This window comes from Microbacterium indicum DSM 19969 (genome assembly GCF_000422385.1).
Lineage (GTDB): Bacteria > Actinomycetota > Actinomycetes > Actinomycetales > Microbacteriaceae > Microbacterium > Microbacterium indicum.
The window spans coordinates 1-13,736 of record NZ_AULR01000015.1 but is presented as its reverse complement, the minus strand read 5'-3'; the positions used below and the strand labels follow the sequence as shown (position 1 = coordinate 13,736).

Below are 13,736 nucleotides of genomic sequence, written 5' to 3'. Positions count from 1 at the left end.
AGACATTCGGGGAAAGTGGGAACACGATTTCCCATCAAGCTAAGGCCACAAATCAGGCAGGTCAAGGGGCGATCGGGAAAACTTGTGGGAAACTATCGCGCATGGCATCGATGACACCGCCGCGCATCGGCGACGTCGCCCGGCTCGCGGGCGTCGCGACGAGCACGGTCTCGAAGGCGCTCAACGACACGGGCCGGATCTCCGAGGAGACCCGCGCGCGCGTCCGCCAGGCGGCGGAGGAGCTCGGCTTCGTCCCGCACGCCGGCGCCCGCTCGATGCACGCGCAGCGCACCTTCACGGTCGGCCTGCTGAGCACCGACAGCGCCGGCCGCTTCTCGCTGCCGATCGTGCTCGGGGCCGAGAACGCCCTCATCGCGGGCCGCGTCTCGGCGCTCCTCGCGACGGCGCGCCACGATCCCGTGCGTGAGCAGCACCACATCCGCGCGCTCGTGAGCCGCCGCGTCGACGGCATCATCGTCACGGGCCGGAGCATCGAGCCGCGCCCGCCCATCGAGGCGCCCGTGCCCGTGGTCTACGCCTACTCGCCGTCCGAGGATCCGGCCGACACGTCGGTCGTGCCGGACGACGACGCCGGCATGCGGCTGCTCGTGAGCCACCTGCACGGGATCGGCGCTCGCCGCGTCGCCTATGTGGGCGGGCGCGACGGGCACCCGTCGACGACGGGTCGGCTCGCGGCGACGCGCGCCGAGGCCGAGGCGCTCGGGATGGAGCTCGTCGGCGAGCCGCGCAGCGGCGAGTGGAGCGAGTGGTGGGGCCGCCGCGCGGTCGACCTGCTCGTGGGCGACGGCGTCGTCGGCCCGGGCGGCGCCGACGCGATCCTGTTCGCATCCGACCAGCTGGCGCGCGGCGGATCCGATCGGCTGCGCGAGCTGGGGATCCGGATCCCCGAGGACATCGCCGTCACGGGCTACGACGACTGGCAGATCATGTCGCTCGCGGCCCGCCCGCCGCTCACGACCGTCGACATGCGGCTCGAGGCGCTCGGCACCCGCGCGGCCGAGCTGCTGCTGGCCGCGATCGAGGGCGAGCGCCACGAGGGCGTCGAGCTGCACGCGCCGCGCCTCGTCGGCCGGCAGTCGACCCTCGGCGAGTGACCCGCAGTGGCCGCTCAGGCTCGGATCCGCTAGACTTCTGAGGTTGCCTTCCGGCGCCCGGATCTCGGTCGCGGTCGGCGACGTGCATTACACCCTCCTGGTGTCGGGAAGCGCCCGGCACCCGTTCGAGTCCGAAGGAGGTGGGATAGTGACGCACAAGCACCAGTACGAGATGATGGTAATCATCCAGCCGGAGCTCGACGAGCGCCAGGTTCCCGCGTTCCTCGACAAGTTCCTCAAGGTCATCACCGACGCTGAGGGCACGATCGAGAACGTGGACATCTGGGGCAAGCGCAAGTTCGCCTACGAGATCCAGAAGAAGAACGAGGGCATCTACGCCGTCGTCAACTTCACCGCGACGAGCGAGGCGACGGTCGAGATGGACCGTCAGCTGAACCTCAACGAGAGCATCATGCGCACCAAGGTCCTGCGCGCTGAGGAAGCCATCGCGATGATCGCTTCCGAGGCCAAGCGGGCCGAGGCCAAGGCCGCGCGCAAGACGGCGGCGAAGGCCTAAGGTAATCGCATGGCAGGCGAAACCGTCATCACCGTTGTGGGCAATCTGACCGCCGACCCCGAGCTGCGCTACACGCAGAGCGGTGTGCCCGTGGCCAACTTCACGATCGCCTCGACTCCTCGCACGTTCGACCGTCAGTCGAACGAGTGGAAGGACGGCGACGCCCTGTTCCTGCGCGCCAGCGTCTGGCGCGACTTCGCGGAGCACGTCGCGGGATCCATGACGAAGGGCATGCGCGTCATCGCGCAGGGCAACCTCCGTCAGCGCGACTACCAGGACCGCGATGGCAACCGTCGCACGTCGTACGAACTCGACGTGCAGGAGATCGGCCCGTCGCTGCGCTACGCCACCGCTCAGGTGACGCGCGCGGCATCGTCCGGCGGCGGCAGCTTCGGAGGCGGCAACGGCGCCCCGCAGCAGGTCGGCCAGGGCGGCGGCGGATTCGGCGGAGGCCAGCAGCGCCCGCAGCAGTCGGAGGAGCCCTGGGCGACGCCCGGCTCGAACGGCGGCGACGCGTGGAGCACCCCGGGGTCGTTCTCGGACGACACCCCGTTCTAAACACTTCTTTCTCGTAAAGGACCCACCATGGCTGGAAAGTCAAGCGGCGACCGCCGCAAGCCGCGGAAGGGCGGCAAGAACGCCGCTCCCGCGAAGCACATTCGGGTCGGCCTCATCGACTACAAGGATGTCGCCACCCTTCGCAAGTTCATCTCGGAGCGCGGCAAGATCCGCGCCCGTCGTATCACCGGTGTCTCCGTGCAGGAGCAGCGCCTGATCGCCCGCGCCATCAAGAACGCGCGCGAGATGGCTCTTCTTCCGTACGCCGGCGCGGGCCGGTAAGGAGCACCCATGTCGAAGCTGATTCTCACGCACGAGGTCGACGGCCTGGGCAGCGCCGGAGACGTCATCGAGGTCAAGGACGGCTACGCCCGTAACTACCTCATCCCCCAGGGCTTCGCCGTCGCGTGGACGCGCGGTGGCGAGAAGCAGGTCGCGTCGATCCGCGCGGCCCGCGAGGCCCGCGCGATCGCGACGCACGAGGAGGCCGAGGCGCTCAAGCAGCGCATCGAGCAGGCTCGCGTCAAGATCGCGGTCAAGGCCGGCGCCGAGGGCCGTCTGTTCGGCTCCGTCGGCCCCGCCGACGTCGTCGCGGCCGTGTCCGCTGCCGAGCTCGGTGAGCTCGACAAGCGCAAGGTCACGATCCCTGCGCCGATCAAGTCGGTCGGTGACCACGAGGCCCTCGTGCGTCTGCACGACGAGGTCACGGCGGTCATCAGCCTGCAGGTCGTCGCCGCGAAGAAGAAGTAACTTCTCGCGCCGGAAGCGGCGCCGTTCCCCCGGGGAGCGGCGCCGTTTTTCGCGCGCTTTTTACACAGGCGTCACGCGCGCGGTTCACCTTCTGTTCAACCCTCAATCGCGGGTTTAACCACAACTGCATCCACAGGGTGTGGAACGAGGAATCCCCTGGTCAGATTTTGATTTCGACGGGGAACAATCTCGAGCGCGTCCGGTTGTCCACAGGTGCTCTCCACAAGAATCGCCGTGTTGTGCCCAGGTCTGTCCACAGAGTTATCCACAGGGTCGATTGAACGTCCAGCGGGGCGCTCCTAGGGTGAACAGGCGGCGCTCTTCGGGGTGCCGCTTCGAATGTCGGCGGCTGCTGATTCACTCCTCGTGAGGCCCGCAGCCGCGGCCCACAGCGTTCCGGAAAGGGAGATCCGTGTCGATCGCAGATGTCGCATCCGAGCGTCTCGGCAGGCCGCGCGAGGCCGAGCGCACGCCGCCCCACGACATGCTGAGCGAGCAGTCGACCCTCGGAGGCATGCTGCTCTCGAAGGACGCGGTGGCCGACGTCGTCGAGACGCTGCGCGGGGCCGACTTCTACATCCCCAAGCACGAGATCATCTTCGAGGCGATCCTCACGCTGTACTCGCACGGCGAGCCCACCGACGTGATCGCCGTCACCGACGAGCTCATCAAGACGGGCGACCTGCAGCGCGCCGGCGGTGCCGACTACCTGCACACGCTCACGTCGATCGTGCCGACGGCTGCGAACGCGGGGTACTACGCGTCGATCGTGCAGGAGCGCGCGCTGCTGCGCCGCCTCGTCGACGCGGGAACCCGCATCGTGCAGATGGGCTACGACGGCCAGGGCGAGGCGGTCGAGCTCGTCAACCAGGCGCAGGCCGAGATCTACGGCGTCACGGGCCAGGAGCAGTCCGAGGACTACGTTCCGCTCGAGGTGGCGATCGGATCCGCCGTCGAGGAGATCGAGATGGCGAAGGGGCGCGACGGGCAGATGCTCGGCGTGCCGACGGGCTTCGCCGAGCTCGACCAGCTGACCAACGGGCTGCACGCGGGTCAGATGATCGTCGTGGCCGCGCGCCCCGCGATGGGAAAGTCGACGCTCGCGCTCGACTTCGCCCGCGCCGCGTCGATCAAGCACAACCAGCCGTCGATCTTCTTCTCGCTCGAGATGGGCAAGACCGAGATCGCGATGCGCCTCCTGAGCGCCGAGGGGCAGATCCCGCTGCAGAAGCTGCGCAAGGGCGACCTCGACTCGCGCGACTGGACGACGCTCGCGTCGACGCGCGGCCGCATCAACGACGCGCCGCTCTACGTCGACGACAGCCCCAACATGACGCTCGTCGAGATCCGCGCGAAGTGCCGCCGCCTCAAGCAGCGCGTGGGCCTGCGCATGATCATCATCGACTACCTCCAGCTCATGACCTCGGGCAAGAAGGTCGAGTCGCGCCAGCAGGAGGTCAGCGAGTTCTCGCGAGCGCTCAAGCTCATGGCGAAGGAGCTCGGCGTTCCCGTGATCGCGCTCTCGCAGCTGAACCGCGGATCCGAGCAGCGCCAGGACAAGCGCCCCATGGTCAGCGACCTGCGCGAGTCGGGTTCGATCGAGCAGGACGCCGACATGGTGATCCTGCTGCACCGCGACGAGGTCTACGACAAGCAGACCCGTCCGGGCGAGGCCGACCTCATCGTCGCCAAGCACCGCAACGGCCCCACGGCCGAGATCGCCGTGGCCTTCCAGGGCCACTACAGCCGCTTCCACGACATGGTCCACATGGAGTCGGGCTTCGGCGGCGACGGGGCCTGAGCAGGCACGGTCGAGGAGGCCGTCATGACGGTGGACGCCGAGTGGGCGATCGATCACCGTCTCGCCGTCGGCGAGGAGAAGCGGGGACCTGTGGGCGCGGAGCTGGGTGCGCCATCGACGGAACCTCATACCCGTGTCGTCGCCGAATAGCCTGCTGAGGAGCCGCTGGCTCGCCCCGACACCGCGAGGACCGACGGTGCGGCCGGCAGCCGCCGCGCCATCATCGTGGCGGGCACGAAGATCACGCGCATGCCCGTGTCGCCGTGCGCGGTGAGGATGCGCGAAATTCGCCGGTGTCCACACGATTCGATGGAGTGGGGGCGATCCGAGACCCCGCGGGTCGCGAGGAGAGGACGCCTCGCGGGGGGAGTCGAGATGACCCAGGATGTGCGTGTGCGTCGGAGTCTGCTGCGAGTAGCCCAGAAGGCGGACCTGCTCGGGTTTCCGTGAATTGTGGCGCAATTCCGGCATCGGCTGGCGCGGCGTCGGTTTCGCAACGGGCGCGCCGTCGTGTGAGCTGGGGGCACGTACATTCCGGGAAGGGCCCTCATGGACAGCCGCCACGACACCGCATCCGACGATCGCACACCGCCGCGCGGCGATCCGCGCAGCGCCGCGAGCCTGGGCCTGCTGGCCGTCGGGCTGCTGCTCGTCGGGCTGAACCTCCGCATCGGCGTCGCGTCGGTCGGGCCGGTGCTCGTCGACATCCGCGCGTCGCTCGGACTCTCGGCCGCGGGCGCCAGCCTGCTCACGGCGATCCCCGTCGTCGCCTTCGGCGCCTTCGCGTTCCTCACCCCGTCGCTGACCCGCAGGTTCGGCCTGCACCGCCTGCTCGGCCTCGCGCTGCTCGTGCTCGTCGCGGGGATCCTCCTGCGCTCCCTCCCCGGGGTCGGCATGCTCTTCGTCGGGACCGTCCTGATCGGCGCGGCGATCGGCATCGGCAACGTCGTGATGCCGCCGGCGATCAAGAAGGACTTCGCGCGCTGGGCGGGCCTCATGATGGGGCTGTACTCGACCGCTCTCTTCGTGGGCGCGGCTCTCGCATCGGGGCTGACCGTCCCGATGCTCGCGGCGGTCGGCCGCGACTGGCGGGCGGCGCTGGCGATCTGGGCGATCCCTGCGGTTCTCGCGCTCGTCGTGTGGATCCCGCAGATCGTCCGCTCCGCGCGCGACGCGCGCGGGACCGCCGCACCGTCGCTCCAGGGCGAACCGCCGTTCCGCGCCATCCTCCGGGATCCCGTCGCGCTGTCCGTGACCGCGCTCATGGGGCTCCAGAGCATGAGCTACTACGCGGCCCTCACCTGGATCCCGACCGTGCTCGTCGACGCGGGGCTCCCCGCCGGAACCGCGGGGTGGATGCTGTCCTTCTCGGCGTTCCCCGGCATCGTCGCCTCGCTCGTCACCCCGGCGCTGGCTCGGCGCGTGCGGGTGACGTGGTCGCCGATCGTGATCGCCGCCGCGCTGACCGCGGTCGCGATCATCGGCCTCCTGTTCGCGCCGGTTCCCGAGCCGGCCGCCTACGTGTGGATGGCGCTGCTCGGCCTCGGCCAGGGAGCCTCCATCAGCCTCTCGCTGAGCTTCATCGTCTGGAGATCCCCGGACACCCACCACACGGGCCACGTGTCGACGATGGCCCAGGGGTTCGGCTATCTCTTCGCCGGTCTCGGCCCGATCGGTCTCGGCGTGCTCCATGCGGCGACCGACGGGTGGGTCGTTCCGCTCGTCGCCCTCGTGGTGATGCTCGCCGTTCAGGCGCTGGCCGGCGTCGCCGCGAGCAGGCCCCGCCACGTCGGGTCGCGCCTTCGGGAGGAAGCGATTCCCCGGTGAGCGGCGCGGCTGCTCGGCCGCTTCGGAGGCGCGGGCCCGCATGCTCCTCGCCGAATCTCAATACCCCTAGGGGGTAGGGGTGTTACGATCGGTGGTGCCCCGTCCGGGAGCATCACCTCAGGGAAGGAAACCACCATGGCCACGAACGAGTACCAGGTCACCGGCATGACGTGCGGACACTGCGAGATGTCGGTCCGCGAAGAGGTCTCCCAGATCCCCGGCGTCGCCGAGATCCAGGTGAGCGCCCAGACTGGCCGCCTCGTCGTCTCGTCGACCGAGGAGCTGGACGACGCCGCCGTGCTCGCGGCCGTCGACGAGGCCGGCTATTCGGCAGTGCGCGCCTGATGAACGCCGCGGGACGGCTCGGCCTCTACGGCGTCGGCGTCGTCGCGGCGTTCGGCGCGGCATACGGCATCGCGGCGGCCGTCGTCCCCGACGGCGCCGTGACGAGCTGGACCGCCGCGGCGTCGTCGACCGACCACTCGGCGATGGCGATGGGCGACGACGAGACCGTCCCCGGCGTCTCGGTCGCGGACGGCGGCTACGTGCTCAGCCCGATCGAGGCGCCCTCCGAGGCTGAGGAGCAGGGGGAGCTGCGCTTCCGGATCCTCGATGCCGACGGCGATCCGCTGACGAGCTACGAGACGTCGCACGAGAAGGACCTCCACCTGATCGCCGTGCGAACCGACGGCACGCAGTTCCAGCACGTGCACCCGACGCTCGACGAGGCGACGGGAACGTGGTCGGCGCCGTGGGAGTGGGAGGAGGCTGGGACGTACCGCGTGTACGCGGACTTCGTGCCCGGATCCGCTGACGCCGCCGACGCGGTGACGCTGACCCGAACGGTCGACGTCGCGGGGGACCTCACGCCGTCGCCGTCGACCGCCGAGTCGACCGTCAGCGAGGTCGACGGGTATACCGTCACGCTCGACGGCGATCTGACGGCGGGGCAGAGCAGCGAGCTGACCCTGTCGGTCGCGCGCGACGGCGAGCCCGTCACCACGCTCGAGCCGTACCTGGGCGCCTTCGGGCACCTGGTCGTGCTCCGCGACGGCGACCTCGCCTACCTGCACGTCCACGCCGAGGGCGACGAGCCGGAGGGCGGCGACACGGCCGGCCCCGACATCCGCTTCGCCGCCGAGGCCCCGACGGCGGGCCGCTACCTGCTCTACCTCGACTTCCAGGTCGACGGGCAGGTCCGCACCGCGCAGTTCGTCGTCGACGCCGGCCAGGCGTCGGGCGGATCCGGCGCGGACGACGCTCACAGCGAGACGGGCGACGGTCACTGACCGGCCCGGGGATCTGAGAGAAGAAGGAACACCATGAGCGCAACAGCATCCGCGGGTTCCGCCGCGGACTCCGCCGTCGAACTCGAGATCGGCGGGATGACCTGCGCCTCGTGCGCGATGCGCATCGAGAAGAAGCTCAACAAGCTCGACGGCGTCGAGGCGACCGTCAACTACGCCACCGAGAAGGCGAAGGTCACGGTCCCGGCCGGGTACGACCCGACGCTGCTGATCGCCGAGGTCGAGAAGACCGGGTACAGCGCCGCGCTTCCGGCGCCCAAGAAGACGGCGCCGGAAGCGGATCAGGCGGGCGACTCCGATCCGGAGCTCACGAGCCTGCGCAACCGGCTGATCGTCTCGATCGTCCTCAGCGCGCCCGTCATCGCGATCGCGATGATCCCGGCGCTGCAGTTCACCTACTGGCAGTGGGCATCGCTCGCCCTCGCGTCTCCCGTCATCGTGTGGGCGGCGTTCCCGTTCCACAAGGCCGCCTGGACGAACCTCCGCCACGGCGCGGCGACGATGGACACGCTCATCTCGATGGGCACGTCCGCGGCGTTCCTGTGGTCGCTCTACGCGCTGTTCTTCGGCACGGCCGGCACCCCGGGGATGACGCACGCGTTCGAGCTGACGCTCGCGCCGTCGGACGGCGCGGCGAACATCTACCTCGAGGTCGCCGCCGGCGTGACGATGTTCATCCTCGCGGGCCGCTACTTCGAGAAGCGCTCCAAGCGCCAGGCGGGGGCGGCGCTCCGCGCGCTGCTCGAGCTCGGCGCGAAGGAGGTCGCGGTCATCCGCGGCGGCGTCGAGAGAAAGCTCTCCGTCGATGATCTGCGGGTCGGCGACGAGTTCGTCGTGCGCCCCGGCGAGAAGATCGCGACCGACGGCATCGTCGTCTCGGGCACCTCGGCCGTCGACGCGTCCATGCTGACGGGCGAATCGGTGCCCGTCGAGGTCGCCGAGGGCGACGCCGTCACGGGCGCGACGGTCAACGCCGGCGGGCGCCTCGTCGTCCGCGCGACGCGGGTCGGATCCGACACGCAGCTGGCGCAGATGGCGAAGCTCGTCGAGGACGCGCAGACGGGCAAGGCCGAGGTCCAGCGCCTCGCGGATCGGATCTCCGGGGTGTTCGTGCCGATCGCGATCCTCATCGCGATCGTGACCCTCGGTGCGTGGTGGGGAGCGGGCTTCCCGATCTCGGCGGCCTTCACCGCCGCCGTCGCGGTGCTCGTGATCGCCTGCCCCTGCGCCCTGGGGCTCGCGACGCCGACCGCCCTCCTCGTCGGAACGGGCCGCGGCGCCCAGATGGGGATCCTCATCAAGGGCCCCGAGGTCCTCGAGTCGACTCGCAAGGTCGACACGATCGTGCTCGACAAGACCGGCACCGTGACGAGCGGCAAGATGACGCTCGTCGACGTCGTCACCGAGCCGGGCACGGATCGCGGCGAGCTCCTCCGCCTCGCGGGCGCGCTCGAGGACGCGTCCGAGCACCCGATCGCGCAGGCGATCGCGAAGGGCGCCACGCAGGAGGTCGGCTCGCTGCCGGCCGCCGAGGGGTTCGCCAATCTCGAGGGCAAGGGCGTCCAGGGCATCGTCGACGGGCACGCCCTGATCGTCGGGCGCGAGTCGCTGCTCGCCGAGTGGGCTCAGAGCCTCAGCCCCGAGGTCGCGCTCGCGAAGGCCCAGGCCGAGGACGCGGGCAAGACCGTTGTCGCCGTCGGATGGGACGGCGCCGCGCGGGGGATCCTCGTCGTCGCCGACACCGTCAAGCCGACGAGCGCCGAGGCGATCGCCCAGCTCACGGCGCTCGGGCTCACCCCGATCCTGCTCACGGGTGACAACGAGGCGGTCGCCCGTCGGATCGCCGCCGAGGTCGGCATCGACCGGGTGATCGCCGAGGTCCTCCCGCAGGACAAGGTCGACGTCGTCACCCGCCTGCAGGGCGAGGGACGGGTCGTCGCGATGGTCGGCGACGGCGTCAACGACGCCCCCGCGCTCGCGCAGGCCGATCTGGGCCTCGCGATGGGCACGGGAACCGACGTCGCGATCGAGGCGTCCGACATCACGCTGGTCCGCGGCGACCTCCGCGGCGCGGCCGACGCGATCCGCCTGTCCCGCAAGACGCTCGGCACGATCAAGACCAACCTCTTCTGGGCCTTCGCCTACAACACGGCGGCGATCCCGGTCGCGGCCCTGGGCCTCCTCAACCCGATGCTCGCCGGCGCCGCGATGGCGCTGTCCAGCGTGTTCGTCGTCGGCAACAGCCTGCGGCTGCGCGGATTCACGAGCATCGCGCGCTGACCGGGGGATCCCCTCGGCCGGCCGCAGGAATACGGCGCGCCGAGGGGTCGTTGAGATACTCGTACGGGGTATACATGGGGGAGCCCCGTCCCATCCGTTCGGAACAGGGAAGCGAGACGATGTCCGATCCGCACGCGCACCACGATCACCACGCCGCCACGGCGGCCGACGACGCCTCCGGCGCGCACGCCGGGCACGACATGCACGCCGGCCACGACATGCCTGCGGGTGGCCACGCGGGCCACGACCCGCACGCCGGGCACGACATGCACGCGGGCCACGCGGGGCAGATGGACCACTCCGGGCACGGCGGCCACGGCGATCACGTCGGCCGGTTCCGTCGGCTGTTCTGGATCAACCTCGTCCTCGCGGTCCCGGTCGTCGCCTTCTCTCCGATGTTCGCGATGATCCTCGGCTACGAGGTGCCCGGCTGGGCGCGGTTCGTCGCGCCCGCCCTCGGCACCGTGATGTACGCGTGGGGCGGGTGGCCCTTCCTCACGGGCGCGGTCGCCGAGCTGCGCACCCGCAAGCCGGGCATGATGCTGCTCATCGGCCTCGCGATCACGGTGGCCTTCTTCGCCTCCTGGGGCGCGACGCTCGGCCTGCTGCACGCGGAGCTCGAGTTCTGGTGGGAGCTCGCGCTCCTGATCGTGATCATGCTCCTCGGGCACTGGATCGAGATGCGATCGCTCGCCCAGACGAGCTCGGCCCTCGACTCCCTCGCCGCCCTCCTGCCCGACGAGGCGGAGCGCGTCGAGGGCGATCGGGTCGTCGCGGTCTCGCCCGCCGACCTGCGCGTCGGCGACGTCGTCGTGGTCCGCCCCGGCGGCAGCGTCCCCGCCGACGGCCGGATCCTCGACGGCCGCGCCGACATGGACGAGTCGATGGTCACGGGCGAATCGCGCACCGTGGCGCGCGGCGTGGGGGATCCCGTCACGGCGGGGACCGTCGCGACCGACTCGGGCCTGCGCGTCGAGGTCACCGCGACGGGCGACGAGACGACCCTCGCGGGCATCCAGCGGCTGGTCGCGGAGGCGCAGGGATCCTCGTCCCGCGCGCAGCGGATCGCGGATCGCGCCGCGGCGCTGCTGTTCTGGTTCGCGCTCGTCGCGGCCGCCGTCACCGCGGTCGTGTGGACGCTCGTCGGGAGCCCCGACGACGCTGTCGTGCGCACGATCACGGTCCTCGTGATCGCGTGCCCCCACGCCCTCGGCCTCGCGATCCCGCTCGTCGTCTCGATCGCGACCGAGCGGGCGGCCCGCGGAGGCGTGCTCGTGAAGGACCGTCTCGCGCTCGAGAGCATGCGCACAGTCGACACGGTCCTGTTCGACAAGACGGGAACGCTCACGAAGGGCGAGCCGACGGTCACGGCGGTCGAGCCCGTCGGCGAGCTCGACGCCGACGCGGTTCTGGCGCTCGCCGCGGCCGCGGAGGCCGACAGCGAGCATCCCCTGGCGAAGGCCATCGTCCGCGCCGCGGGCGAGCGGGGCCTCGCGGTCCCCGCCGCGACGGGATTCGCCTCGTCGCCCGCCGTCGGCGTCACCGCGACGGTCGACGGCGCCGAGATCCGCGTCGGGGGCCCGCGCCTGCTCGAGGAGCTCGGCGCGCGCGAGGTCGACCGCGCCGACGACTGGCGCTCCGAGGGCGCGATCATCCTGCACGTCGCCCGCGACGGGGCGGTCGTCGGCGGGCTCCGGCTCGCCGACGAGATCCGCCCCGAGTCCCGCGAGGCCGTCGAGGCGCTGCACGCGCTCGGCGTCCAGGTCGTCATGATCACGGGCGACGCCGAGGCGGTCGCGCAGGCGGTCGGCGCCGAGCTGGGCGTGGATCGGATCTACGCGCAGGTGCGCCCCGAGGACAAGTCGGGCCGGGTCGCCGAGCTGCAGAAGGAGGGCCGACGGGTCGCGATGGTCGGCGACGGCGTCAACGACGCCCCCGCGCTCGCGCAGGCGGACGTCGGCATCGCGATCGGCGCCGGGACCGACGTCGCGATCGCCTCCGCCGGCGTCATCCTGGCGAGCTCCGATCCGCGTTCGGTGCTCTCGGTGATCCAGCTCTCCCGAGCGGCGTACCGGAAGATGAAGCAGAATCTCTGGTGGGCCGCCGGCTACAACCTGATCTCCGTGCCGCTCGCCGCCGGCGTGCTGGCGCCGATCGGATTCGTCTTGCCCATGTCGATCGGTGCGATCCTCATGTCGCTCTCGACCGTCGTCGTCGCGCTGAACGCGCAGCTCCTGCGCCGGATCGACCTCACGCCCGAAGCGAGCACCCGCGCCGCGCTGCGACGCTGAACGAAGGAACCGAACATGACCGAAGACGTCGTCGCCGAGACGCACGCGACCCACGGATACATCACCGACAAGGACAAGTACCTCAACCGCCTCAAGCGCATCGAGGGGCAGGCGCGCGGGATCTCGAAGATGGTCGATGACGAGAAGTACTGCATCGACATCCTCACCCAGATCAGCGCGCTGAAGAGCGCGCTGCAGGCGGTGGCCGTCGGGCTGCTCGACGACCACCTCAAGCACTGCGTGGTCGACGCGGCCCGGATGGACGACGACGCCCTCGCGGATCAGAAGATCCGAGAGGCGAGCGACGCGATCGCGCGCCTCGTGCGGTCCTGACGGACCGCCGTCACGTCACAGGCTGGGGTCGTCGCGGTGGCTGCGGCGGTACCGGCGGTCGTGGTATGTCAGGGCCGCGGCGTCGGGGCCGGGGTAGACGTCGAGGACCTCGGCCAGGACGAGGGTCGAGCTGCCGACGGCGAAGCTCGTCGTCATGCGGCAGCGCAGGGCGACGCGGGCGTCTCGGAGGAGGGGCTCGCCGGTCGGCAGCGTGGTCCAGTTCTGCTCGGCGGTGAAGCGCGGAGCGCCTGAGGTCGCGAAGGCCGTCGCGAGCGAGGCGTGGCTGTCGGCGAGGAGGTGCACGACGAAGGTGTCGGCGCGCAGGACCTCGCCGGCGCTGCCGGTCGATCGGGTGACCGAGAACGAGAGGGTCGGGGGATCGACCGCGACCGACGCGACCGAGGAGGCCGTCAGCCCGACGGGGCCGTCCTGCCCCGCGGCGGTGATCAGCGAGACGCCGGCCGGGTGGTCGCGGAACGCCGCGCGGAACCCGCCGGACAGATCGGGGTCGGACTCGGGGGTGCGGGAATCGCGGTTCATCCAGGTGTCTCCGTCTCGGCGTGGTCTGCATCCGCCGGCCTCAGGCTAGAACCTCAAGCTAGCTCGAAGTCAAACCCGGCCGAACGCGCCCGGGGCTCGAGTTCCCGGGGTCCCGTCTCTGGTTCTCCTTTTCTCCGTGTTTTCCCCACGCGAGGTGTGATGTATCAGGACTTCGGTGACGGAAGCGCATCAGCAGATCGGTGACGCTTCATGTGTCAAGACGTCGGTGACGGTTCCGGTGGCGGGGTCCTCCGGGGCCCGCGGGGCCTGCCGTTGCTGACGTAGCGGACGCCGGGCTCGGGCCAGGGGTGTTCGATGAGGAGTTCGCCGGTAGCGACGTCGTAGAACGCGATGGTGGTGGCGTCTCGGACGATGGTGACGAGTGCTCCGGCGAGGTGGCTGCCGATCTGGAACTTC

Annotated in this window: 13 protein-coding genes and 1 pseudogene; 12 read left to right on the top strand and 2 right to left on the bottom strand. The window is 70.7% G+C overall.

Annotated elements, in window-relative coordinates:
• The first annotated feature begins 101 nt into the window (after positions 1–101).
• The 12 genes from H576_RS0110425 (at position 102) to H576_RS0110370 (ending at position 12,779) form a co-directional block, all read left to right on the top strand.
• On the top strand, positions 102–1,115 hold the full coding sequence (locus H576_RS0110425) for a LacI family DNA-binding transcriptional regulator (protein WP_029150894.1): 1,014 nt from the start codon (positions 102–104) through the stop codon (positions 1,113–1,115).
• A gap of 172 nt (positions 1,116–1,287) precedes the next feature.
• Complete coding sequence (rpsF, locus tag H576_RS0110420) at positions 1,288–1,632, top strand: 30S ribosomal protein S6 (RefSeq protein WP_036320525.1); 345 nt, start codon at positions 1,288–1,290, stop codon at positions 1,630–1,632.
• 9 nt (positions 1,633–1,641) lie between these two features.
• On the top strand, positions 1,642–2,190 hold the full coding sequence (locus tag H576_RS0110415) for a single-stranded DNA-binding protein (protein WP_029150892.1): 549 nt from the start codon (positions 1,642–1,644) through the stop codon (positions 2,188–2,190).
• 27 nt (positions 2,191–2,217) lie between these two features.
• Positions 2,218–2,472 carry a 30S ribosomal protein S18 gene (rpsR, locus tag H576_RS0110410; RefSeq protein ID WP_029150891.1) on the top strand — a complete coding sequence of 85 codons (255 nt, stop codon included), beginning with the start codon at positions 2,218–2,220 and terminating at the stop codon, positions 2,470–2,472.
• Positions 2,473–2,481: 9 nt separating this feature from the next.
• Positions 2,482–2,940: a 50S ribosomal protein L9 gene (rplI, locus tag H576_RS0110405; protein ID WP_029150890.1), complete on the top strand. Its 459-nt coding sequence runs from the start codon at positions 2,482–2,484 to the stop codon at positions 2,938–2,940.
• A 412-nt stretch (positions 2,941–3,352) separates the two neighbouring features.
• The gene (gene dnaB, locus H576_RS0110400) at positions 3,353–4,741 is read left to right on the top strand and encodes a replicative DNA helicase (RefSeq protein ID WP_029150889.1); all 1,389 of its coding nucleotides are present in this window, start codon (positions 3,353–3,355) and stop codon (positions 4,739–4,741) included.
• A gap of 549 nt (positions 4,742–5,290) precedes the next feature.
• On the top strand, positions 5,291–6,568 hold the full coding sequence (locus H576_RS15360) for a CynX/NimT family MFS transporter (protein ID WP_084502681.1): 1,278 nt from the start codon (positions 5,291–5,293) through the stop codon (positions 6,566–6,568).
• Positions 6,569–6,703: 135 nt separating this feature from the next.
• Positions 6,704–6,913 carry a heavy-metal-associated domain-containing protein gene (locus H576_RS0110390; RefSeq protein WP_029150888.1) on the top strand — a complete coding sequence of 70 codons (210 nt, stop codon included), beginning with the start codon at positions 6,704–6,706 and terminating at the stop codon, positions 6,911–6,913.
• Positions 6,913–7,857 (top strand): hypothetical protein, encoded by a 945-nt coding sequence (locus H576_RS0110385; protein ID WP_029150887.1) that lies wholly within the window; start codon positions 6,913–6,915, stop codon positions 7,855–7,857. Before H576_RS0110390 ends, H576_RS0110385 begins: the two co-directional genes overlap by 1 nt.
• A 33-nt stretch (positions 7,858–7,890) precedes the next feature.
• Positions 7,891–10,155, top strand: coding sequence for a heavy metal translocating P-type ATPase (locus tag H576_RS0110380; RefSeq protein WP_029150886.1), 2,265 nt, complete (start codon positions 7,891–7,893; stop codon positions 10,153–10,155).
• A 119-nt stretch (positions 10,156–10,274) separates the two neighbouring features.
• Entirely contained in the window at positions 10,275–12,446 is a 2,172-nt protein-coding gene (locus H576_RS0110375) for a heavy metal translocating P-type ATPase (protein ID WP_029150885.1), read from the top strand.
• 15 nt (positions 12,447–12,461) lie between these two features.
• Positions 12,462–12,779, top strand: coding sequence for a metal-sensitive transcriptional regulator (locus H576_RS0110370; protein WP_029150884.1), 318 nt, complete (start codon positions 12,462–12,464; stop codon positions 12,777–12,779).
• A 15-nt stretch (positions 12,780–12,794) separates the two neighbouring features.
• Here H576_RS0110370 and H576_RS0110365 read toward each other — a convergent pair whose 3' ends face one another.
• Together H576_RS0110365 and H576_RS16990 are read right to left on the bottom strand one after the other, a co-directional pair.
• Entirely contained in the window at positions 12,795–13,319 is a 525-nt protein-coding gene (locus H576_RS0110365) for a flavin reductase family protein (protein WP_036320499.1), read from the bottom strand.
• 215 nt (positions 13,320–13,534) lie between these two features.
• Positions 13,535–13,736: pseudogene (locus tag H576_RS16990) on the bottom strand (hypothetical protein); the annotation flags it as partial.

What these genes read in the sequence shown, in the direction of transcription:
- H576_RS0110370 (WP_029150884.1), top strand. Translation starts at nt 12,462, where the DNA reads ATGACCGAAGACGTCGTCGCCGAGACGCACGCGACCCACGGATACATC.
- H576_RS15360 (WP_084502681.1), top strand. Translation starts at nt 5,291, where the DNA reads ATGGACAGCCGCCACGACACCGCATCCGACGATCGCACACCGCCGCGC.
- H576_RS0110425 (WP_029150894.1), top strand. Translation starts at nt 102, where the DNA reads ATGGCATCGATGACACCGCCGCGCATCGGCGACGTCGCCCGGCTCGCG.
- rpsF (WP_036320525.1), top strand. Translation starts at nt 1,288, where the DNA reads ATGATGGTAATCATCCAGCCGGAGCTCGACGAGCGCCAGGTTCCCGCG.
- H576_RS0110365 (WP_036320499.1), bottom strand. Translation starts at nt 13,319, where the DNA reads ATGAACCGCGATTCCCGCACCCCCGAGTCCGACCCCGATCTGTCCGGC.
- H576_RS0110385 (WP_029150887.1), top strand. Translation starts at nt 6,913, where the DNA reads ATGAACGCCGCGGGACGGCTCGGCCTCTACGGCGTCGGCGTCGTCGCG.
- rpsR (WP_029150891.1), top strand. Translation starts at nt 2,218, where the DNA reads ATGGCTGGAAAGTCAAGCGGCGACCGCCGCAAGCCGCGGAAGGGCGGC.
- H576_RS0110415 (WP_029150892.1), top strand. Translation starts at nt 1,642, where the DNA reads ATGGCAGGCGAAACCGTCATCACCGTTGTGGGCAATCTGACCGCCGAC.
- H576_RS0110390 (WP_029150888.1), top strand. Translation starts at nt 6,704, where the DNA reads ATGGCCACGAACGAGTACCAGGTCACCGGCATGACGTGCGGACACTGC.
- H576_RS0110380 (WP_029150886.1), top strand. Translation starts at nt 7,891, where the DNA reads ATGAGCGCAACAGCATCCGCGGGTTCCGCCGCGGACTCCGCCGTCGAA.
- H576_RS0110375 (WP_029150885.1), top strand. Translation starts at nt 10,275, where the DNA reads ATGTCCGATCCGCACGCGCACCACGATCACCACGCCGCCACGGCGGCC.
- rplI (WP_029150890.1), top strand. Translation starts at nt 2,482, where the DNA reads ATGTCGAAGCTGATTCTCACGCACGAGGTCGACGGCCTGGGCAGCGCC.